This is a genomic window from Promicromonospora thailandica, assembly GCF_024171955.1.
Classification (GTDB): Bacteria; Actinomycetota; Actinomycetes; order Actinomycetales; family Cellulomonadaceae; genus Promicromonospora; species Promicromonospora thailandica.
Genome location: NZ_JAMTCS010000009.1, coordinates 16,592 through 37,976, shown reverse-complemented (window position 1 = coordinate 37,976; position 21,385 = coordinate 16,592). Strand labels below are relative to the sequence as shown.

The 21,385-nt window shown below is 73.5% G+C and carries 15 protein-coding genes; 9 read left to right on the top strand and 6 right to left on the bottom strand.

Annotated features, from left to right (window positions below; all coding sequences use genetic code 11):
* The first annotated feature begins 19 nt into the window (after nt 1-19).
* The 3 genes from APR03_RS15100 (at nt 20) to APR03_RS15090 (ending at nt 3,548) form a co-directional block, all read left to right on the top strand.
* Entirely contained in the window at nt 20-1,963 is a 1,944-nt protein-coding gene (locus APR03_RS15100) for a chorismate-binding protein (RefSeq protein WP_253836913.1), read from the top strand.
* The gene (locus APR03_RS15095; protein ID WP_253836911.1) at nt 1,960-2,487 is read left to right on the top strand and encodes a MarR family winged helix-turn-helix transcriptional regulator; all 528 of its coding nucleotides are present in this window, start codon (nt 1,960-1,962) and stop codon (nt 2,485-2,487) included. The genes APR03_RS15100 and APR03_RS15095 overlap by 4 nt, the downstream gene beginning before the upstream one ends.
* 143 nt (nt 2,488-2,630) lie before the next feature.
* Nucleotides 2,631-3,548: a TIGR03619 family F420-dependent LLM class oxidoreductase gene (locus APR03_RS15090; protein WP_253836909.1), complete on the top strand. Its 918-nt coding sequence runs from the start codon at nt 2,631-2,633 to the stop codon at nt 3,546-3,548.
* Between the two features lie 103 nt (nt 3,549-3,651).
* On the opposite strand, the gene APR03_RS15085 is transcribed toward APR03_RS15090, so the two are convergent.
* Nucleotides 3,652-4,113 carry a MarR family winged helix-turn-helix transcriptional regulator gene (locus tag APR03_RS15085; protein WP_253836907.1) on the bottom strand — a complete coding sequence of 154 codons (462 nt, stop codon included), beginning with the start codon at nt 4,111-4,113 and terminating at the stop codon, nt 3,652-3,654.
* 91 nt (nt 4,114-4,204) lie between these two features.
* Here APR03_RS15085 and APR03_RS15080 point away from each other — a divergent pair, with 91 nt between their 5' ends.
* The 3 genes from APR03_RS15080 to APR03_RS15070 all read left to right on the top strand — a co-directional run bounded on the left by APR03_RS15080 (nt 4,205) and on the right by APR03_RS15070 (nt 6,574).
* On the top strand, nt 4,205-5,272 hold the full coding sequence (locus APR03_RS15080; protein WP_253836905.1) for an LLM class flavin-dependent oxidoreductase: 1,068 nt from the start codon (nt 4,205-4,207) through the stop codon (nt 5,270-5,272).
* Complete coding sequence (locus APR03_RS15075; protein ID WP_253836903.1) at nt 5,269-5,829, top strand: NAD(P)H-dependent oxidoreductase; 561 nt, start codon at nt 5,269-5,271, stop codon at nt 5,827-5,829. Before APR03_RS15080 ends, APR03_RS15075 begins: the two co-directional genes overlap by 4 nt.
* 88 nt (nt 5,830-5,917) lie before the next feature.
* Entirely contained in the window at nt 5,918-6,574 is a 657-nt protein-coding gene (locus APR03_RS15070; protein WP_253836901.1) for a hypothetical protein, read from the top strand.
* Between the two features lie 79 nt (nt 6,575-6,653).
* Here the strand turns inward: APR03_RS15070 and APR03_RS15065 are convergent, their stop codons facing one another.
* Nucleotides 6,654-7,133 carry an NUDIX hydrolase gene (locus APR03_RS15065; RefSeq protein WP_253836899.1) on the bottom strand — a complete coding sequence of 160 codons (480 nt, stop codon included), beginning with the start codon at nt 7,131-7,133 and terminating at the stop codon, nt 6,654-6,656.
* A 556-nt stretch (nt 7,134-7,689) separates the two neighbouring features.
* Between APR03_RS15065 and arfB the strand changes: the two genes are divergently transcribed.
* Nucleotides 7,690-8,136, top strand: a complete 447-nt coding sequence (gene arfB / locus APR03_RS15060; RefSeq protein WP_253836897.1) for an alternative ribosome rescue aminoacyl-tRNA hydrolase ArfB — start codon at nt 7,690-7,692, stop codon at nt 8,134-8,136.
* Between the two features lie 21 nt (nt 8,137-8,157).
* Nucleotides 8,158-9,567, top strand: coding sequence for an FAD-binding oxidoreductase (locus APR03_RS15055; protein WP_253836895.1), 1,410 nt, complete (start codon nt 8,158-8,160; stop codon nt 9,565-9,567).
* Between the two features lie 700 nt (nt 9,568-10,267).
* Here APR03_RS15055 and APR03_RS15050 read toward each other — a convergent pair.
* Both APR03_RS15050 and APR03_RS15045 read right to left on the bottom strand, forming a co-directional pair.
* A complete protein-coding gene (locus tag APR03_RS15050) occupies nt 10,268-13,528 on the bottom strand; it encodes a family 78 glycoside hydrolase catalytic domain (RefSeq protein ID WP_253836893.1) in 3,261 nt (1,086 codons plus the stop codon).
* A gap of 414 nt (nt 13,529-13,942) precedes the next feature.
* A complete protein-coding gene (locus APR03_RS15045) occupies nt 13,943-14,833 on the bottom strand; it encodes a VOC family protein (RefSeq protein ID WP_253836891.1) in 891 nt (296 codons plus the stop codon).
* An 87-nt stretch (nt 14,834-14,920) separates the two neighbouring features.
* Between APR03_RS15045 and APR03_RS15040 the strand changes: the two genes are divergently transcribed.
* Nucleotides 14,921-15,499: a GNAT family N-acetyltransferase gene (locus APR03_RS15040; protein ID WP_253836889.1), complete on the top strand. Its 579-nt coding sequence runs from the start codon at nt 14,921-14,923 to the stop codon at nt 15,497-15,499.
* On the opposite strand, the gene APR03_RS15035 is transcribed toward APR03_RS15040, so the two are convergent.
* Both APR03_RS15035 and APR03_RS15030 read right to left on the bottom strand, forming a co-directional pair.
* Nucleotides 15,486-17,669, bottom strand: coding sequence for an alpha-galactosidase (locus tag APR03_RS15035; RefSeq protein ID WP_253836887.1), 2,184 nt, complete (start codon nt 17,667-17,669; stop codon nt 15,486-15,488). The genes APR03_RS15040 and APR03_RS15035 overlap by 14 nt on opposite strands.
* Before the next feature lie 146 nt (nt 17,670-17,815).
* On the bottom strand, nt 17,816-21,220 hold the full coding sequence (locus APR03_RS15030) for a CARDB domain-containing protein (protein WP_253836885.1): 3,405 nt from the start codon (nt 21,218-21,220) through the stop codon (nt 17,816-17,818).
* Between the last annotated feature and the right edge of the window lie 165 nt (nt 21,221-21,385).

Below are 21,385 nucleotides of genomic sequence, written 5' to 3'. Positions count from 1 at the left end.
GCACCAGGAAGGTCCCCGCATGCACCCCCTCCTCGACCGCGTCCTCGCCTCCGACGGATCGCTCCCCTTCGCGCTCCTGCGCCGCCACGGCGGCACCGACGTCGAGGTGCTGACCGGCGACGTCGTCGACGCCGACCTGCTCGGCGACATCCCGCTCGACGGCGCGCCCGTGCTCGCCGTCGTCCCCTACCGGCAGGCGCGCGAGCGCGGTTTCACCGTGCAGGACGACGGCGCCCCGCTGCGCTGCCTCGTGGTGCGCGAGCGGGAGCGGGTGCCGCTGCCGGACGCCCTCGCCGCGCTGCCGCCCGAGCCCGTGGCCGCCGAGCCGCGGGGCTTCGACATCCCGGACGACGAGTACGCGGGGATCGTGCGCCGCGTGATCGACGACGAGATCGGGCAGGGCGCCGGCGCCAACTTCGTGGTGATGCGCAGCTTCGAGGCCCGGACCGAGGCGGCGCGCGTGCCCGCCCTCACCTCCTGGTTCCGCGCGCTGCTCGTGCACGAGGTCGGCTCGTACTGGACCTTCGCGGTGCACGCCCCGGCACCGGCGCAGGCCACGGGGCCGGCCGCGGCGGCGGTGTCCCTCGCGGGCGCGACGCCGGAGCGGCACCTGACCCTGCACGACGGTGTGGCCCGGATGAACCCGATCAGCGGCACCTACCGCCACCCCGCCACGGGCCCCACCCGCGAGGGCGTGCTGGAGTTCCTGCACGACACCAAGGAGAACGAGGAGCTCTTCATGGTGGTCGACGAGGAGATGAAGATGATGAGCGCGCTCTGCCCTGGCGGCGGGCGCATCCTCGGGCCGTACCTCAAGCAGATGGCGCGCCTGAGCCACACGGAGTACCTCCTGGAGGGGCGCACCAGCGCCGACCCGCGCGAGGCGCTGCGGCTGACCATGTTCGCGCCGACGGTCACGGGCTCGCCGATGGAGAACGCCTGCACGGTGATCGCGCGCCACGAGACCCGCCCGCGCGGCTACTACTCGGGGTTCCTGGCTCTGTTCGAACCGGACGGTACCTCCTACTCGCTCGACGCCCCGATCCTGATCCGCACGGCCTACCTGCACGACGGCGGCCGCGTGTCGGTCCCCGCCGGCGCCACCCTCGTGCGGCACTCGGTGCCCGAGCACGAGGTCGCCGAGACCCGGGCCAAGGCGTCCGGGGTGCTCGCCTCGCTCGGGCTGATCCCGCGCGGCGCCGCCCCGGACACCGTCGTCGACCTCAACGCGCAGGACGGCGTGGCCGAGGCGCTGACGGCCCGCAACCGGCAGCTGGCCGAGTTCTGGGTGCGGCCGCAGGACGACGGGCCCGCCGTCGCCGAGCCCGGCTCGCCGCTCGCGGGGCGCAGCGTGCTCGTGGTCGACCACGAGGACCAGTTCACGACGATGCTCGCCCACCAGCTGCGGCACCTCGGCATGGACGCGCGCGTGGTGCGGTGGGACGCCGTCACCGACGTGCTCGCCGACGACCTGGTCGTCCTCGGGCCCGGCCCGGGCGACCCGCGCGACGGGGCCGACCCGCGCATCGCCGCCGTCGTCCGCCGCATCCACGAGCGGGTGGCCGCGGGCCTGCCGCTGCTCGCGGTCTGCCTCAGCCACCAGGTGCTGGCGGGCCTCGCCGGGTTCCCGGTGCGGCCCCTGCCCGCACCGCGGCAGGGTGTGCGGCTGGAGGCCGACGTGCTCGGCACCCCGGCCGCCGTCGGCTACTACAACACCTTCGGCGCGATGCTCGCCACGGTCGTGGCGGCGGACGCCGACAACCCCGTGGCGCGGCTCGCGCTGGAGCCGTCCGCCGACGCCGACGGCGTGCTCACCGCGTTGCGCGGACCGGGCGTGGCCTCGGTCCAGGGTCACCTGGAGTCGGTGCTGTCCGCGGACGGCCTCACCGTCCTGGACACCCTCGTGCGCCACGTGCTGGGGGTCGCCGGCCGCACGGAGCCGGGCATGGTGCGGGCCGGATGACCACGGCGACCGGCGCGCCGGCCAGTACGCTGGGCGCCGTGGAAGGCCGGGACGAGGTGCGGTGGCTGACGCCCCAGGAGAACGACGCCTGGGTGTCCTTGTCGTGGCTGCTGCTCAAGCTTCCCGGGGCCATCGACGCGCAGCTGCAACGCGACAGCGGGCTGTCCTACTTCGAGTACGTGGTGCTCGCGTCCCTGTCCATGGCACCCGGCCGGCACATGCACATGAGCGACCTGGCCGAGTTCGCCAACGGCTCGCTCTCGCGGCTGTCGAACGTGGCCAAGCGCCTGGAGACGCGCGGCCTCCTGGTCCGCACGCCGTGCCCCGACAACGCGCGCATCACCGTGGCCACGCTGACCGACGCCGGTATGGCACTGGTCGAGCAGGCTGCGCCCGGCCACGTCGGCGCCGTGCGGAGGTACGTCTTCGACGCGCTCGACGCCGACCAGGTCGCCCAGCTCGACCGGATCGGCCGCGCCGTCGCCGACCGGGTCGAGCCGGGCAAGTCCTGGCCCCCGCGCTGACCCACCGCGCACGTGTCAGACCCTCCGGGCACCCCGGGTGGCCGGAGGGTCTGACACGTCTGCGGTGCGGGCTTACTTCACGATTGACTTCAAGCTTGAAGCATTCTTATGATCGACGCACCTTCCAGCCGAAAGAGAGTCTCGTGAAGCTAGGAATCATGCTGCCCGTGTCGGGGCCGCACGCGTCGCCCGCCGCCATCACCACGATCGCCCAGGCCGCCGAGCGGCTCGACTACGACTCGCTGTGGACCTACGAGCGGGTGCTGCGCCCGATCGCCCCGGTCTGGCCCGGCCCCGACGGCACGCTCGGACCCGCCCCCGAGATCTACCGGACCACCTATGAACCGCTGCAGACGCTGAGCCACGTGGCAGCGCTCACCAGCCGGATCACCCTGGGCACGAGCATCATCACCGCACTGCTGCACCCACCCGTGGTGCTGGCGCGCCGGTTCGCCACACTCGACCAGTTCAGCGGCGGCGGCCGCGTGATCGCGGGCTTCGGCCAGGGCTCCATGGCGCAGGAGTACGCGACCGCGAACATCCCCTGGAAGCGCCGCGGCGCCGGCATGGACGACATCGTCGCGGCGATCCGCGCCGCCTGGGGACCCGACCCCGTCGAGTACGAGGGCCGCTTCTACTCGATCGAGCCCTCGGAGATCAATCCGAAGCCCGTGCACGGCGACATCCCGATCGTCATGGGTGCGTTCACGGACGCCGGCATCGACCGGGCGGCCCGCATCGCCGACGGCATCACGCCCGTCTCGCTCTCGCTGGACGACGTCACGCGGATGACGACCCGGTTCCGCACGGAGGCCGAGCGGCTCGGCCGGGACGCCGCCGCCCTGACCGTCACGGCCCAGTCCAACTCCCCCATGGTCGCCACCGCCGACAGCGGCGACCACCCGTACCTGGGCGGCACCCCGAAGCAGATCGCCGCGGACATCGAGCCGCTGCGCGAGCGGGGCGTCGACGCCGTCATGTTCGCGTGGCCGTCACCCGAGCCGCTGGACGTCCAGATCGAGCTGCTCGAGGAGCTCCGCACCCTGGTCCCCCGCGCCTGACCAGCGCCACCCATCCCGGGCGGCGCCGAGATCGGTCGGTTGCCCCGAGATCGGTCCATCGAGCGACCGATCTCGGGGCGACCGACCGATCTCGGCGCCGCCGTCAGGGCGTCGGGCCCAGGTTGTCCAGGACTCGCGTGAGCACGTCGGTGACCACCGCGCGCTCCTCCGGGCGGACGTGGTCGAGGAAGACCCGCCGCACCTCGGCGGCGTGGCCCCGCACGGCGCCGAGGTAGGCCCGGCGCCCCTCCGGCGTGACGGTGATGTCCGTGGCCCGCGCGTCGTCGGCGCAGACCTCGCGGGCGAGCAGCCCGCGCCGCTCCATGCGGCCGACCAGGTGCGAGGCCCGGCTCTTCTCCCAGCCGAGCGCAGCGGCGATCTGGCCGACGCGCAGCCTGCGGCCGGGCGCCTCCAGGATCGACGTCATCGTGGCGTACTCGCCCTGGGCGAGCCCGGAGTCGCGGTGGAGCTGCGCGTCGATGCGCCGCGACACCTGCGCGTGCGAGACGAGGAACGCGCGCCAGAGCGCCCACTCCTCCGGCTCGATCCCGGTCACGTCAGCCACGCGGCGACTCTACCCCGCACGAGGCATTAGGTGAAACTTCACCTGAAGAGTATGGTGAAGATTCACCTATTGTGCGAGAGGAACCGGAGACATGGCTCAGCAGTTCGAGATCGGCATCATGACGCTCGGCGAGATCACCCCCGACCCGGTCACGGGTCGCAGCCCGTCGGCGCAGACCCGGATGCGGGAGACCCTGGAGGCCGCGACGCTCGCGGACCAGGTGGGGCTCGACGTCTTCGGCGTCGGCGAGCACCACCGTTCCGACTTCTTCGTCTCGGCGCCGCCCGTCGTGCTCTCGGCGATCGCCACGCGCACCGAGCGCATCCGCCTGGCCAGCGCGGTCACCGTGCTGAGCTCCGACGACCCGATCCGGGTCTTCCAGGACTTCGCGACGCTCGACCTCATCTCCGGCGGACGCGCGGAGATCATCGCGGGCCGCGGCTCCTACACCGAGTCGTTCCCGCTGTTCGGCTACGACCTCGCCGACTACTCGGACCTGTTCCGCGAGAAGCTCGACGCCCTCCTGGCCATCCGCGCCGGCAACCCTGCCCGGTGGCCGGGCGGCCGGTTCACCCACGCACTGACCGGCCTCGACATCGCGCCCCGGCCCCTGGGCGAGCTGCCCGTCTGGGTGGGGGTCGGCGGCACACCGGCGTCGGCGGTCCGCACCGGGACGCTGGGCCTGCCCCTCGCGCTCGCCCTCCTGCTCGGGCCGGTCGACAGCTTCGTGCGGCCCGTCGAGCTGTACCGGCAGGCCGCCGCCGACGCCGGGCACGACGTCGACGCGCTGCGCATCAGCGTGAGCACGGGCGGCTTCGTCGGCGCGACCAGCCAGGGCGCCCGCGACACCATGTACCCCGCGTTCCGCGTGGGCATGATGGAGAACAACCACCAGCGCGGCGCGGGCTTCGCGCTCCCCCGCCCCGCCTTCGACGCCCAGACCGCGCCGGCCGGCGGCATGCTGGTGGGCAGCCCGCAGGAGGTGATCGACAAGATCATGCGGTTCCACCTCACCTACGGGCTCGACCGGGTGGTGCTCCAGATGGGGTTCGGCGGCGTGCCGCACGCCGAGCACCTCGCCGCGATCGAGCGGCTGGGCACCGAGGTGGCGCCCGTCGTCCGGCGCGAGGTGGAGCGGCGCGCCGGGGCAGCGGCATGAGCCGCCCGCTCGACGTCGTCGTCGTCAACGGCAGCCCCAGCGAGCCCTCAAAGACGGCGGCGCTGGCCGACCTGATCACCGCCCGGCTCGGGGAGCTCGTCCCGATCACGGTGCGCCGCGTCGACGTCTACCGCCTCGGCCCCGGGTTCACCGGCGGCCTGGCGCGCGAAGACTTCCCGCCCGACGTCGAGGCCGCCTACCGCGCGGTGGAGGAGGCGGACGTCGTCGTCGCGGCGACACCCGTCTTCCGGGGCTCCTACTCCGGCCTGTTCAAGCACTTCTTCGACCACGTGGGCCAGTACGCCCTCGCGAACAAGCCGGTCGTGCTCGCCGCGACCGGGGGCAGCGACCGGCACGCGCTCGTCATCGAGCACGCGCTCCGGCCGCTGTTCGGGTTCTTCCAGGCCGCGGTGCTGCCCGTCGGCTTCTACGTGAGCGCCGGCGCCTTCGACGGCACCACCGTGCTCGACCCCGAGGTGTACAGCCGCATCGAGGTGGGGCTCGACGACGTGCTGCCGCACCTGCGGAACCTGACCCTGGACCGCGAGCCGACCTGACCGGGCTCACGCGCGCTCAGCCACGCTGACCTGCACAGATTCTCGCGAGGGAGACAACCTTTCACCCCTGTGCTGCGTCTTTGATGACATGACACCGACACAGAAGAAGGTTCGTTCCGTCGTCCTGACGTCCGCGCTCACCGTCGGCCTGGCGGCCGGTGCGACGTCCGCCGCCGTCGCCGCCCCGTCCGCCGTCGCCTGCTCCGCGACCGCCCAGGTTCCCGCTCATGCCACCGCCGCGGACCTGCCCGGCTGCGACCCGGTCGGGATCCCGGTCGAGCTGGGCGAGCCCACCGAGGGCGCGACCGACACGTGGCAGTCCACCGAGACCGACGGCGTGGGCTACAAGGTCCCGGCCGACTGGGCCGGCGAGGCGATCGTCGGCGACGGCGGCGCGGGCCACGAGTGGACGTCGCCCGAGATCGCCGTGTCCGACCAGTGGGGCGACCTGCACTGGCGGATCCTGGTGCAGTCGCCGTTCTACGACCAGGAGATGCCCGACCCCGAGGTGCTGAACGAGCTCGGCTGGTACGCCTCCTCCATCGACGTCGAGGGCGCCTCGGAGGCCGTGCTCACCGCCGCGCAGACCGGGCACTGGGCCGACCCGTCGGTGGAGACGATCGACTTCCAGGTGTTCGTCCAGTCGGAGACGACCGGCGTCGTCACCCGTTTCATGGGCGAGCTGCCGGCGGGCGAGGAGGGCCAGTTCCTGCTGGACAACTTCGTGCCGACGATCGAGCCCTGATCTCGCACGACGCCTGAGCAGCGGGCCCCGCCGGAGCACCGGCGGGGCCCGCTGTGGTCAGAGGCGGGCAGGGAGCGCCTCATCCCCCGAGCGCGTCCTCCAGACGGTCGACGAGCTCGGCCTGCGCGCGGACGGCGAGCCGCCGGGCGTCGTCGGGCGCGAACCAGGCGACGCGGTCGATCTCGGGCATCTCCAGGCGCCGTCCGGACCGGGGCGGCCACTCGATCTCGATCGTGTTGCTCCGCACCCGGCTCAGGTCAGGCCCGGACTCCGGCCACTCCCGCGCCCAGGCGTGGACCACCTTCCCGGCGCGCTGGCGGATCTCACCGAGCGCGAGGTCCGGGACCGACGCCGGCGGCAGCTCCAGGCCGAGCTCCTCCTCGGCCTCCCGCAGCGCCGCGGCATGAGGGTCCTCGCCGGGTTCGAGCTCGCCCTTGAGCACCGTCCACGCGCCCTCGTCCTTGCGGGCCCAGAACGGCCCGCCCATGTGGCCGAGCAGCACCTCGAACCCGCCGGGCGTGCGCCGGTACAGCAGCAGTCCCGCGCTCGTCGTCGCCATGGGTCCAGTGTCCCCGCCGGGCCGGGCCTCGTCGCCCGGTCAGGAATCGCCGTCGGAGCCGCTCCACCGGGTCGCCGCTGTCGCCCCGGGCCACTATCACGCCGTCACGCATTTCGCGCTTTAACAACTAATATCCCATTCACGTTGCACTGTCCGTCTCGCCTACTTAACGTATGGAACGCGAACACCGTTCGACTCACGGGCAAACGTCCGTGATCCCCATTTCATGAAAAGGAGCTCGCACATGAGCCTCATCGACATCGTCGCCAACCTGGTCTGCAACCTGGGCATCACGGTCTCGCAGGTGCTGTGCCTGCTGGGTCTCTGACCTGGCACGACGCCGAAGATCGCTGGAGTCGTTCCCCCAGCAGAAGGGCTCCCCCACGGTATTCCGTGGGGGAGCCCTTCCCTTTTCTTTCGCTCGTGTGCGCACAGCGCAACACACGGTGCGTCAACGCACTTCTTCGTGTTCCGGTAGACATTCCGGCGCGCTTTCTATAAAGCACCGAGAAGGTATCTGCTCGACCGCCCGCCCCGGTCGCGAGACGATGGGCGCATGCCCGCACCCGCACGCCCCGGCCTCCCCGTCACCCCGGCGCTGACCATCCCCCGGGCGGAGCTCACCGAACGCTTCTCCCGGTCGTCCGGGCCGGGCGGCCAGGGCGTCAACACCACCGACTCGCGCGTCGAGCTGTCCTGGGACCTGCGCGGCTCCGCCGTCCTGGACGAGAGGCAGCGGCAACGCCTCACCGAACGGCTCGCGGGGCGCCTGTCCGACGGCGTGCTCACCGTCGTCGCCTCCGAGCACCGCGAGCAGCGACGCAACCGCTCCGCGGCCGCGACACGCCTGGCCGCGCTCGTCGCCGACGCGCTGGCCCCGGGCCCCCGCGCCCGAAGGGCCACCCGGGCGACCCGCGGCTCGCAGGAGCGGCGGCTGGCCGCCAAGAAGCAGCGCTCCGACACCAAACGGCTGCGCTCGTCGCGACCGGGCCGCGAGGACTGACGGGGATACGATCCGAGACCGATGACCCGCACCGAACTCCCCGCGCTCGTCGCGGCGCTCCAGACCGCCCTGCCCGACGGCACCGTCCTCACGGACGGCCCGGACCTCGACCGGTACGCCCACGACGACGCCGAGTGGGCCGACTGGGCCCCGCCGGCCGCGGTCGTGCTCGCGACCGGCCTGGACGACGTCGTCGCCACCGTCCGCGCCGCCGCCGAGCACGGCGCACCCGTTGTGCCGCGCGGCGCCGGCACGGGCCTGTCCGGCGGGGCGAACGCCGTGGCAGGCGCGGTCGTGCTCTCGCTCGAGCGCATGACCCGCATCCGCGAGGTGAACGTGGACGAGCGCTACGCCGTGGTCGAGGCGGGCGTGCTCAACGACGACCTGCGCCGGCACGTGGCCGCGCACGGCCTCTGGTACCCGCCCGACCCGGCCAGCCAGGCGATCTCCACGATCGGCGGCAACGTCGCCACGAACGCCGGCGGACTGTGCTGCGTCAAGTACGGCGTCACCCGCGACTACGTGCTGGGGATGACCGTGGTGCTCGCGGACGGCTCGGTCGCCCGGCTCGGCCGCACCACCGCCAAGGGCGTGACGGGCTACGACCTCACCGGGCTCATGGTCGGGTCGGAGGGCACGCTCGGCGTCGTCGTGGACGTCACCCTCAAGCTGCGCCCGCTCGCCGGGCGTGAGGACCGGGCGGTCGTGGGCTGGTTCGGTTCGCTGCCCGACGCCGGGAACGCCGTGGCCGCCGTCTCGGCCGCGGGGATCGTGCCCGCCGCGCTGGAGCTCATCGACAGCACCTGCCTGCGCGCCGTCGCCGACTGGCAGGGCTGGACGCTGCCCGAGGGCGCGGCGGCGCTCCTGCTCGCGAAGGTCGACGAGCCCGGCGCGGCCGGCGAGGCCCTGGCGGACCGCGTGGCCGCCCTCTTCGAGGGGGCGGGCGGCACGCACGTCGAGCGCGCCTTCACACCGGACGAGACCGACCGGCTGTTCCTCGCACGACGCCTCGCCTACCCCGCGCTGGAGCGGCTCGGCCCCGTGCTCACGGAGGACGTCTGCGTGCCCCGCGGCGCGGTTCCCGCGATGCTCGGCCGCATCGAGAGCATCGCGCGCGAGGCCGACGTCGTGATCGCGAACATCGCGCACGCGGGCGACGGCAACCTGCACCCGCTGATCATCGCGCCGGAGGGCGACGACGCCGCCAAGGCCCGCGCCAAGGTGGCGTTCGACCGGATCGTCGACGAGTGCCGCGCTCTGGGCGGCACGGTCACGGGCGAGCACGGCGTGGGCCTGCTCAAGCTGCCGGGCGCGGCGGCGGAGCTCAGTCCCGTGGTGCTGGCGATGCACCGCGCGGTCAAGGACGCCCTCGACCCGCACGGCCTCCTCAACCCGGGCAAGGCATTCCCCGGGGCGCCCCTGCCCGGCTGACCGAACGGCGCCGACCACCCGCCCGGCGCGGTCCGCGCGGCCGTCACCCGCCCGACCGCGCGAGCCACCTGGCGCGATCCGCATCGTCGTCACCCGCCCGACCGCACGGCCGCCCGGCGCGATCCGCATCGTCGTCACCCGCCCCACCGCACGGCCGCCCGGCGCGATCCGCATCGTCGTCACCCGCGCCACCGCACGGCCGCCCGGCACGGTCCGCGTCACCGCGCGCGACGTGCACGCGACTCGCGTCTGAACCCGCGCCTTCCGGAGCGAGCCTTCGTGTTCGGCAGGGTGCCGGCTGAGGTGAATCGCGTTCAGCCTGGCACCGCCTTCTCCGGCTGAGCAGCATTGTTCGGCTGAGCCGCATCAGGCGGTGCCAGGCTGAACGCAGTGCACCTGGGCCGGCACCCTGCGAAAAACAAAGTCGCTCCGGAGCTGTCGCGCGACCGGCGAGGCGTCATGTCCGTCCGCACCGCCGGACAGCCGCGGGGCCCCACCACGCGCGCCACGTCCGCTACGTCCGCTACGTCGCCACGCGCACCTCGCCCGCCACGCGCACCACGTCGCCACGCGCACCCCGCCCGCTACGCCGCACGACCCCGAGGCCCCGCCACGCACCTCGTCCGCCCGGCGTGCGCCGGGAGCACCAGTGGGAACCGGGAGCACCGGTCCCTACGGCCGGCCCGGCGCGCGTGGACAGCTAAGCGACGAAGGTGTAGCGGCCGGAGCCCACCCGCACCCGGACGGTACCGTCGGCGACCGCGACGTCGGTGACGCCCTCGGCGTGCGACAGCGGGCGGCCCTGCTCGGTCACCGCGCCGGCGTCGGCGACCGGCAGGAGCACCGTCGCCGTCGAGCCGACCGGGACGGTGACGGTCAGCCGCAGCCGGCCGCCCGTACGCCGCCAGGCGCTGGCCACCGCGCCGTACGGAGTCCGGATCGACGCGCTCGCCCGGTCCAGGTGCTCGGTGACCGCCGGGGCGATCGTGATGTCCCGGTACCCGGTGTCGGGCGAGGCCTGGATGCCGGCGACGTGCTGGTAGAACCAGTCGTCCACGGTGCCCAGGAAGTAGTGCCCGTAGGAGCGCGCCTCCAGCGACCAGTGCTCCCACATGGAGGTTGCGCCGTTCTCGATCATGTAGCCCCAGCTCGGGTAGCCGGTCTGCACGGCGAGCTCGCAGGCGACGTCGGCGCGCCCGTGCCGGGTAAGCACCGGCAGGAGCCACTTGGTACCGAGCACACCGGTGTTGAGCTTCGTGCCCTTGGCGCGGATGTCGGCCACCAGGCTGTCCACCACCCGGCGCGTCGTCTCGGCGTCGGGCGTCAGGCCGAACTCCACGGCGAGCACGTTGTGCGTCTGCCGGTAGCCCCGGTCGCCCTGGCCCCGGTAGTGCCCGGCGGCGCGGTCGAGGAAGGTGTCGTTGAACGCGGCCTTGATCGTGGCGGCGTTGCGGGCGAAGTGCTCGACGTCGGCCGCCCTGCCGAGGTATCCGGCGCTGCGCCGCAGGTACAGCGTCATGGCGTAGAGGAATGCGGTGGCGGAGATGCGCAGGTCCTCGGGCGCGTTTCCGCCAGCCGGGCTCGCCTCGGGGCTGACCCAGTCACCGAGCCGCGCGTCGGGCACGATACCGCCCTGCGACCGGTCGAACTCCAGGTCGACGTACCGCTTCATGCCGTCGTAGCACTCGTTCAGCACGCGGTCGTCGCCGCCGTACTGGTAGAGCCACCAGGGGATCATCACGTACGCCGCGTGCCAGGGCGGGCACACGCCCCACTCGCCCCAGTCGGCGGAGCTGGGCGCGATGACCAGAGGCCGGCCCTGCGCGTCCCGGGTCTCGTGCACGTCGCGCAACCACTTGGCGAACAGCTCGTGCACGTCGAGGTTCATGAGGAACATCTCGGCGCCGAGCGCGGCGTCGCCGGTCCAGCCGTTCTTCTCGAACATCGGGGTGTCGGTCGGGATGCCGTGGATGTTGTTCTTCATGGTGTCCACCACGGCCCGGTGGGTGCGGTTCATGATCTCGCTGGAGCTGTCGAACCGGCCGGTCTCGGCAGCCGCCGTGTGCACCACGCGCGCCGTGAAGGCGGACAGCGGCGGCGGGCCGTCCTGCGGCCAGCCGGTCACCTCGATGTACTGGAATCCCTTGTACGAGAACCGCGGCTCCCAGGTCTCGGGGCCACCCGTGCCCGCCAGCGTGAACCGGTCGGTCTGGAAGCCCGCCTGGAACCCGCCGTTGTTGCTCGTGTTCACGCGCCCCGTGGCCGTCAGCTTCTCGCCGTGGGCGGCCCTGATCGTCGCCCCGGCGGGCCCCGTCGCCGTGTACCGCACCCAGCCCGCGATCACGCGCGGGAACTTCACGACGTAGACGCCCGGCTCGGGCTCGGTGACCTCGACGGCGGGCAGCGACTCGGCCACGGTGATCGGCTGCTGGCGCTGGTTGACGAGCACGCCGCGCGGACCGGGCGCCACGCCCGCCGGAGCCCAGTCGCCGTCGTCGAACCCGGTCGTGTCCCAGCCGGGCAGGGTCCGGCGCGCGTCGTACGCCTCGCCGCCGTAGAGGTCGTCGAAGACCGTGGGCCCGGGGTGGAGCCGCCAGGTGTCGTCCGTGACCACGTGCTCGACGGCGCCCCCGGCGTACTCCAGGCGCAGCACGGCGCGCACCACGGGCTCGTCGTGCCACGGCGGCGACTCCCACCGCCACACGTTGCCGCCGGTCATCCCGTAGAAGCCGCGGCCCAGCTCCAGACCCAGCGTGTTCCGCCCGCGGCCCAGGCGCCGGGTCAGGTCGGTCGCGGTGTACTGCACGGTGTCGTCGTAGTCGGTGAACCCCGGCGCGAGCACCTGGTCGTCGGCGGGACGGCCGTTCAGCGACACGTCCGCGTACCCGCCCGCCGCCAGGTACAGCGTGGCCCGCTCCAGCCCGGGTGCGACGTCGAACTCCTTGCGCAGCAGCGGCGCCGGCAGCGGGTCGCGGGCCGGCAGCCGGACGCCGCTCCCCCACGGGCCCGCGCCGTACGCTGCGATCTCCTGGGCCGGTGACCAGCCCGAGTCGTCGAGGTCCGGGCGCGCGAAGTCGTCGGGGAAGTCCGTCGCGGCCCGCCAGTCGCTCCCGGACGTCAGGGTCGCCGTCGTCCCGTCCGCGTATGTCAGGCGCACGACGGCGAGCACCGCACCCGCGCTGACCGCGTCGTTGGTGCCGCGCACGGCGACCACGGTGGTCGCACCGGAGAGGTCGGCCTCGTGGAAGCGCGAGCCCTGCCAGCCGTTCTCGGCGGGTTCGGTGGCACCCAGCTCGGTGCCGTCCACCCAGAGCGTGTACGAGTCGTCCGCGGTGATCAGCACCTCGGCGCGCGTCGCCGTCGTCCCCTCGGGCGCCGACCGCACGATCCGGAAGGCCCGGTCCTGGCCGGCCAGGTCGCCCTCGGCCGCCCACATCCACGAGGCGTCGTCGAACCGCAGGTCCGTCACCTCGTCCGCGCCACGCTCGTTGCCGATCCACGCGGCGCCGGCCCAGTCGGCGTCGGCGTACAGCCCGGTGCGGAACGACGACGACGTCGTCGCGCTGCCGCGGTTCGTGGTCACGTCGACCTGCCAGGTGTACTCCGTCGCAGCCCGCAGCGCCGGCCCGTCGTACGCGACGTTCGCCGACTCGCGCGAGCGCACCACACCGCTGTCCCACACGGCGCGGGGCCGTCGCCCGCTGGTGCGCAGCCGCAGCCGGTAGGCCGTCTGTTCCACCCCGCGCCCGTCGGACTCGACGGTCCAGGAGAAGCGGGGACGGTCGACGTCGATGCCGAGCGGGCCGGTCTTCTTCTCCACGAGCGGGTCGGTCAGCCGGATGCGGCCGTGCCCCGGCGCGGCGGACGCCGGCGTCGCGGCGGCGGTCGACACGACGGGCAGGGCGGCGGCGGTCGACACGACGCCGGCGGTGGTGAGGAACTGTCTGCGGTCGAGGGTCATGGCGCCTCCAGGCGTGGGCGATGTCGAGAAAGCGAGCTCCATTGCAACGTTTCAAACACGCGCCAGCCAGTGTAGGTGCAGCCCCCTGCCCGGGACCAGGGTCACGTTGGTGGTCCCGGTCGGTCGCGGTTCAACTCGGCGATCTGCGCGGTGCCGGCTCAGCTGAACTGCGTTCGGCTCGGTGACGTGTGGTGCGGCTGACCTGAACAATGCGGCTGAGCCGCATCACACGTGGCTGGGCTGAACCGGATTCACGTCAGCCGGCACCTCACAGAACGCGAAGCCTCTCCCCGAGACCCGACCGAGGGCACTCCTGGCCCAACGGGCGGCCGGCTCAGCCGCGGTCAACCCTGCACGCGGCCGGCTCAGCACCTACCCGGCTCAGCACCAGCCCGGGGTCAGTACTTGCCCGGGTCAGTCCGCAGCGGGCTGGCGCTCCGCCTCGACGAACGACTCCGGCGGATCGAACTGCGACAGCACCAGCTCCGCGCCGAGCGGGTCCCGGATCGTCGCCTCCTTGGTCCACTCGGTGTCCTGGGTGTCGAGGACGACGGCGCCACCCCGTTCGGCGACCGCGGCCGACGCGTCGCGGTCGCCGACGGCGAAGGCGACCGACCAGTGCGCGGGCCCGCCGCCCGGCAGCACGCCCGCGACGACGTCGGCGAACCCCGGCGGCACGTGCTCCTGCCGCTCGTGGATGCCGGCGTCGACCGTGCGGGCCAGGTGGTCGCCGTACCCGGGCACGCGCGCCATGCCCGCGCCCAGCTCGTCGCTGCGCTCCCAGCCGAGCAGGGGACCGTAGAACCGCAGCGCGGCGTCGACGTCCGGCGTGACCAGGTTGCTGAAGTTCCAGGTGCCCGGCGCGTTGACCGCCTGGGCGCCGGGCCGGGTGCCCGCCTGCCACAGGCGCGCGGGTGCCCCCTGCGCGTCGACGAACCGGGCCATCCGCCCCGCTGGCCGGTCCGGCGGACCGACGTCCTGCGGCGGGGAGCTCACCCGGCCGCCGAGGGCCGCGACACGCCCGGCCGCCGCGTCGACGTCGTCCACCGCGAGGTAGGTGTGCCACGCGACCTCGCCCTCGAAGCCCGGGTCGGGCGTGGCGACGGCGGCGACCGCCGTCGCCTCCGTGCCGTCGAGCGACGCGACGACGTACCGCCCCGGGGCGCCCGGCGGCAGCATCTCGGCGAAGCGCCAGCCGAACAGCGCGCCGTAGAAGGCGACCGCACCGTCGACGTCGCGCGTCTCCAGGTCCAGCCAGCTCGGCACGCCGTGCGGGTAGGTGCGAGGTGCGGGTGTGTCTGCCATGACGTCCTCCACGATCTGCGCCGGTCGGTTCCGCTCACCCCCGATCCTGCCTCCCGCCACTGACATCCACCCGGGTAGGGTGCCGGGATGGCAGACCTGGGAAGCGTCACCTGGCCGCCCGCGCCGATCAGGACCGAGCGGCTCCTGGTCCGCGGGCTCGAGGCCCGGGACCGCCCGACGGTCGTCGACCTGAACGCGTCGCCCGAGGTCGGCGCCTACATCGGCGGCGCCCGGCCCCGCGACGAGCTCGAGCGGTCGATCCCCGAGGTGCCGCGGGACCGCCCCGGCCAGTTCGCCGTCGACCTCGACGGGACGGCGATCGGCGTCGTCACGCTCGACGCGCACGACGGGGAGCACGAGGCGTCGCCCGCCGCCGGCCGGGTCGAGCTGGGCTACCTGTTCCTGCCGGAGGTCTGGGGCCGCGGGTACGCCAGGGAGGCGTGCGCGGCCACCCTGGCCTGGTTCGCCGGTGTCCTGCCGCGCGAGCCCGTCGTGCTGACCACCCAGGTCGCCAACGAGCGCTCGGTGCGCCTCGCGCGGCGGCTGGGCTTCGTCGAGGCGATGCGGTTCGATGCCTACGGCGCCGAGCAGTGGTTCGGCATCCGCCCACCCGTGCGGGTGTCCCCGCCGACCCCGGTCACCCGCCGGCAGGTCACCGCGCCGTGAGCTCCAGCGCGAGGCCCGACGCCGGCTGGAGCACCGGGAGCGTCAGACCGGCCCCGGCGAGCACCGCCCCCGGCACGCGGAACCCGTCGGCGCCGCGGGCCCGCGCGAGCCAGCCCGGCTCCTGGCCGTGCACGGCCACCGGCCCGAAGGCGTCCGGCACCCGCACCACGTAGTCCCGGCCGCGGTCGAGCCCGGGGAACGGGACCCGCGCCGCCTGCGGCCCCGCCGAGCTCGCCAGCCGCACCCAGGCGAACAGCGCGTGCGCGCCGTCGTCCGACACCGTGCCGTGCAGCAGGGCCTGGTCGTCGGCCAGGTCGGCGTGCACCCGTACGCCCCCGTGCAGCAACGGGCGCCGCGAGGTCACGAACGCGGCCCAGGACGCGAGCCGCTCCAGCTCCTCGTCGGTGCAGGCACCGAGGTCCCACTCGATGCCCGGCGCCGCGAACGCCGTAGTCAGCAGGCGGAAGGACAGGTCGGTGACGCGGTTCGTGGTGTGCGCCCGCGCCGCGCCCACGTGCGAGCCCAGGAGCTCCGGCGGCACCAGCAGCTCGCTCCAGCGCTGGATCTGCTGGCGCTCCACCGGGTCGTTGCAGTCCGAGGTCCAGACCCGGTCGGTGCGCTCCAGGATGCCGAGGTCCACCCGCCCGCCGCCCGAGGCACAGCTCTCGATCTCCAGCCCGGGGTGACGTTCGCGCAGCTCGTCCAGCAGGGCGTAGAGCGCGAGCGTCTGCCGGCGCACGCCGGGCCGGTCGCCGTCGGCCCCGCCTCGGACCACCGCCTCGTGCAGCTCACGGTTGTGGTCCCACTTGATGTAGTCGATCGCGTACCGCTCCACGAGCTTGGAGATCGACTCGACCAGGTAGGCGTACGCGTCCGGCCGGGCCACGTCGAGCACGTACTGGTTGCGGAAGCTCGCCCCCACGCCCGCCGACGGCGCGAGCAGCCACTCCGGGTGCAGGCGCGCCAGGTCGGAGTCGAGGTTGACCATCTCGGGCTCGAACCACAGCCCGAACTGCATGCCCGCCTCGCGCACCCGCGCGACGAAGGGCTCCAGGCCGTCGGGCCACACGTCGGCCTCGATCTGCCAGTCGCCGAGGCCCGCCGTGTCGTCACGACGCCCGCGGAACCACCCGTCGTCGAGCACGATCCGCTCCACGCCCACGCGGGCCGCGCGGTCCACGATCTCGCCCAGGCGGCCGAGGTCGTGGTCGAAGTAGACGGCCTCCCACGTGTTGAGCACCAGCGGCTGCGGCGCACGCCGCGGACGCCGGGTGCGGGCGCGGCGGTGGAACCGGTCCGCGAGGCCGTCGAGCCCCGTGTCGGACCAGGTGAACAGGACGTCGGGGGCGACGTACGTCTCCCCCGGGCCGAGCCGCACCTCGCCGGGGCGCGGTAGGTCACCACCGCCGATGACGGCGGCGTGCGCCCCGGCCCCCTCGGGCAGCCGCTGGGCGATCCACCGCTGGTCGCCGCTCCACGCCACGTGGGCCGCCCACACCTCACCCGTGCGGTGCGCGAACCCCGGCGTGCCGGCGACGAGCAGGTACGGCGAGTCCAGACCGGGCTTGCCCCGGCGCACCTCGCGCACGTGCGCGCCGTCGACCAGGGGCAGGCGCTGCGGGGCCCGTTCCCGGCTCCATCGGCCGCTGAAGTCGAGCACCTCGGTGGCCCGCGCGGGCACCGGCATGAGGGCCACGAGGTGCCCGAGGTCGTAGGTGCCGGGCGTCCGGGCGCCGGCCGTCACCGACCACCGCACGCGGAGCACGCCGGTGGCCTCCAGCTCGACGTCGGCCGCCAGGGCGAGGTCGGCGACCGGCTCGCGCAGGGCGATCCGCACCGTCCCGCCGGCATCCCCGTCCCCCGGCTCCACCCGCACGCCGACCGTCTCCGGGCGCGGCGTCGTCGCCGTCCCGCCGCGGTGCCCCTCGAGGCCGGGGAGACCGGACCACGAGTCCCGCTCGACGGGCAGCACGGTGAGGACGCGCGGCGTCTCCGGCGAGTTGGCCACGCGCGCGGGCACGCCCGACTCCCGCAGTGCGGCAATATCCTCGGGGCCGAGCTCGCCGAGGTCGGCCCCCCAGTGCAGCACCTGGGGCACGTCGCCCACCAGGTCGAGCACGAGCGACACCCCGGCCGCGCGCAGCACCGCGTATTCCTCACCAGCAGACATCTTCCCCACCCCGGATCGACTTTCTTGCCGACGGCAACTTAGTCGCCGAACGCGGCCACCGGCAAGCGGGGGTCCACGGCTTGCCCGCACGTGTCAGACCCTCAGGTCGCCCGGGCGGCCTGAGGGTCTGGCACGCACGGGGGCTCCTACTGGCCCGTGAACGTGAACGGCGAGCCGGGCTCCTTCTCGATGTCGCCCTCACCCGAGCTGGTGACGGTCACGTCCGACAGGATCGCGTTGCCCCGGGCCCCGGCCATCGCGAGGATGCCGGACCCGTTGTTCGAGCGGTCGATCCGGACGTTCGTGATGCGGACGTCGGGCATGTTCCCCCCGCCGTTCTTGAACTGGATGCCGTCGTACGTGGAGTCGACGACGTCCGTGTCGCGGATGGTCACGCCCACGATGTCGTGCGTCTGCGGGAACAGCGTGATCGCCCCGAACTCCTGGTCCTCGTTCCAGAACGCCCCGCCGGTGCGGTACAGGCCGTTGTTGGCGATGAGCGTGGTCCCCGAGAACGGCAGGGGGTCGTGGTCGGTCGCCAGCATGATGCCCGGGTAGTTCATCGTGTCGTAGACCAGGTTGTTCTCGATGGAGTTGTCGTAGCCGCCGTAGATGGCGATGCCGTTGGCGCGCCACGGGAGCTGGACGGTGTTGTTGCGGAACGCGTTGTCGTGGCCGATGTCGACGTTCCGGTCCTTGACGTACGGGTTGGCCCAGACCGCGAGCGCGTCGTCGCCCGTGTTGCGGAACGACGAGTTGACCACGAGCGAGTTGCGCGTCCCGTTGCTGAAGTTGACGCCGTCCGCGTACGTGTTGCGGATGCGCATGCCGGAGAGCTCGAGGCCGTCGGCCGGCCCCCACAGCTCGGGGATGTTGCTGTAGTCGCGGCCCACCCAGACGGCGACGTTGGCGTGCTCGATCCAGACGTTGCTGATCTTCGTGTCCGTGCCGAAACGTCCGTTGAGCGCGACGCCGCCCTCGGCGTTGCCGTCGCCGCCGCGGATGCGGCCAGACCCGAAGATCGCGATGTCGGAGATCTGGACGTCGTCGTCGATGTCGAACCCGAAGTTGCCCTCGTGCGGGTGGTTGATGCCTCCGGCGTCCTGCGGCTGGATCAGGCTGTAGAGCTGCGAGTGCCACATGCCCGCACCGCGGATCGTGACGTCTCTGATGCCCACCTGGTTGTGGGTGCCCCGGTCCACCGGGTCGTCGGTGAGGATCTTCTTCTCCTGGCGCCACTGTCCCGCGGGGATCCAGACGCAGTCGATGTCACCGTTCTGGTCGGCCGTGACGGCGGCCTGGATGGCGGTCGAGTCGTCCACGCCGTCGTCCGGCACGGCGCCGTACTCGGTGATCGACGTGCACTGCGCGGGCTTGGACGCCGGCGGCGCCACCTGCTCCAGCTCGATCAGGTCGATGACGTAGAACGCCGCGTCGTCGCCGGCGTCGCGCTGCAGCTTGAACACCGTGCCCGCGGGGAAGGACCGGCCGAGCAGGGCGTGCGACTCGTCGAACAGCCGCCGCGCGTCGCCGCCCGGGGTGTTGGTGAGCCCCTCGGGCTGGTCGGTGGTCCCGTACAGCCACGAGTGCCGGGACGACAGCGTCAGCTTCTGCACGAACTGGCCGTCCGCGTACAGGCTGATCGTCTTCTCCTGGCCCCCGCCGCCGGGGGCGTCGGGGATCGAGCTGCGCACGACGATCGAGTTGGTCGGGTTGGTGGACGTGAGCTGCACGTACTGGCCCGTGCTGGTCAGCCGCACCGACTCGCGGCCCGACGACTCGGTGGCGAAGTTGGTGTGCCCGAACGTGCGCAGCGGGTCGGTCTGCAGGAGCGTGCCCGTGTACTGCCCGTCCTCGGCCTCGTACGTGGTGTACGGGACGGCGGCGCCGCGGCCCACGGTCACCGACAGCGTGCCGGTGTTGTTGTCCTCGTTCGTCTCGTCGACGACGTCGGTGGCGTCGGCCGTCGCGGTGACGGTGATGCCGCCGTCGGTCGCCGTCCACGTCGCGGACGGGGTGACGGTGACGGTGCCGCCGGCGGGGACCGCCGGCGTCGTGCCGTTCAGGGTGGTGGACCCCGCCACGACGCGGGTCACCGAGCCGGCTGCGACGGCCTCGTCACCCCGGTTGCGCACCTGCACGGAGAACGACACGGCCGCGCCGACGGCGGGGCTGGCCGGGTTCGAGGAGACCGAGACGACCTCGAGGTCCGGTCCCGGCGCCTCGCGCACCACGAGCCGCGCCGACGCCGTGAACGCGTTGTCGGCCTCGTCCTGCTCGGCCACCGTGTTCCCGGGGTCGACGACGGCGCCCACCGTGTACTCCCCCGCGGCGCGGGTGCCCGCGGCCACCTCGACCTGCGCGGTGGCGCCCGGCTGGAGCGCGGCGACGTCCGCCGAGCCCGCCGTGCCGCCGCCGAGCTTGCCGTCCAGCGTCGTGGCAGCCGAGGCCCGCTCGCCCGTGTTGCGCACGGTCGCCGTGAGCGTCAGGGGCGTGGTCGCCGTCGGCGACGCCGGCGATGCCGTCACGGCGGTGACCGTCAGGTTCGGGTTGGGCGCCGGGGCGCCGTAGACCTCGAGCTCGGCGACCTGGCCGTTGCCCGCGCCGGTGTTCCCGGTGAACCGCAGGCGCACGTCGGTGACGGTGCCGGTCACGGGCACGGTCACGAGGTTGCCGGTCGCGGGGGCGAACGCGTACGCCTCCGAGGCCTTGAGCTCCTGCCACGCGCCCGTGCCGGAGCGCCCCCAGACCGAGAAGGTCTGCGTGCGGGGTCCCCATGCGGCGTCGGGGTTCACCCGCACGCGCAGGCTGCTGACCTGCGTGGGCGCGGCGAGGGCCACGTCGAGCGTCGAGGGGTACTGACCACCTGCGCCCTCCCAGTAGCTGCCGACCTGCCCGTCCACCGCGTTGCCCGCGACGTAGGTCCACTCGGTCGACGACGCGACCGCGGGGCGCCCCTGCGCGTAGTTGGTGTCGGTCGGCCCGGGCGGGTCGGTCGGGTCGGTCGGGTCGGGGTCGCCCGTGGGGGTGCCCCACACCTGCAGCTCGGAGACCTGCCCGCTGCCCGCCCCGGTGTTGGCCGTGAAGTCGAGTCGCACCTCGTCGACCTCGCCGTCGAGCGGGATCTCCACACGGTTCCCGCTCGCCGGGTCGAACGCGTACGCCGCCGACGCCTTGAGCGTCCGGAACGACGACTCGCCGTCGGACCGGCCGAGCACGCTGAACGTCTGGGTGCGCGGCGACCACACGGCGGGCGGCGGCAGCGTGACGACGACGCGCTCGACGTCGGCCTCCTGCCCGAGGTCCACGGTGAGGTGCGCCGGGTACTGCCCGCCCGCACCCTCCCAGTACGACGCCGGGTCGCCGTCGACGGCGTTGCCCGCGACGTAGTTCTGGGTCACGGACGACGCCGTGGCCGACGTGCCGACCGCGAGGTTGGTGGCGTCCGCGGCGTGCGCGACGGCGGCCAGGCCGAGCGGCGCGACCAGCGCCAGCGCGGCGCCCGCCACCACCGTCTGCTTCCAGGAGGTTCTCTTCCGGGGGATTCTCATGAACGTCCTCGTTCTCCCGCCGGGGGCGGGCTCGGTCACCCGTGGGCGGTGCAGCGCCCGTCGAGGGCCGTCACACCGGGGCGAGATTGAAGAGTTGCAGCGTGTGCACTGCTTTGTGCCCATCGCTTGTCAATTTCTTGCAGTCTGCGGTGTGGATCTTACGAG

Coding starts and splice junctions, on each gene's coding strand:
- APR03_RS15040 (WP_253836889.1), top strand. CDS start 14,921: ATGGCAGACCTGGGAAGCGTCACCTGGCCGCCCGCGCCGATCAGGACC.
- APR03_RS15050 (WP_253836893.1), bottom strand. CDS start 13,528: ATGACCCTCGACCGCAGACAGTTCCTCACCACCGCCGGCGTCGTGTCG.
- APR03_RS15075 (WP_253836903.1), top strand. CDS start 5,269: ATGAGCCGCCCGCTCGACGTCGTCGTCGTCAACGGCAGCCCCAGCGAG.
- APR03_RS15065 (WP_253836899.1), bottom strand. CDS start 7,133: ATGGCGACGACGAGCGCGGGACTGCTGCTGTACCGGCGCACGCCCGGC.
- arfB (WP_253836897.1), top strand. CDS start 7,690: ATGCCCGCACCCGCACGCCCCGGCCTCCCCGTCACCCCGGCGCTGACC.
- APR03_RS15095 (WP_253836911.1), top strand. CDS start 1,960: ATGACCACGGCGACCGGCGCGCCGGCCAGTACGCTGGGCGCCGTGGAA.
- APR03_RS15080 (WP_253836905.1), top strand. CDS start 4,205: ATGGCTCAGCAGTTCGAGATCGGCATCATGACGCTCGGCGAGATCACC.
- APR03_RS15045 (WP_253836891.1), bottom strand. CDS start 14,833: ATGGCAGACACACCCGCACCTCGCACCTACCCGCACGGCGTGCCGAGC.
- APR03_RS15055 (WP_253836895.1), top strand. CDS start 8,158: ATGACCCGCACCGAACTCCCCGCGCTCGTCGCGGCGCTCCAGACCGCC.
- APR03_RS15030 (WP_253836885.1), bottom strand. CDS start 21,220: ATGAGAATCCCCCGGAAGAGAACCTCCTGGAAGCAGACGGTGGTGGCG.
- APR03_RS15100 (WP_253836913.1), top strand. CDS start 20: ATGCACCCCCTCCTCGACCGCGTCCTCGCCTCCGACGGATCGCTCCCC.
- APR03_RS15035 (WP_253836887.1), bottom strand. CDS start 17,669: ATGTCTGCTGGTGAGGAATACGCGGTGCTGCGCGCGGCCGGGGTGTCG.
- APR03_RS15070 (WP_253836901.1), top strand. CDS start 5,918: ATGACACCGACACAGAAGAAGGTTCGTTCCGTCGTCCTGACGTCCGCG.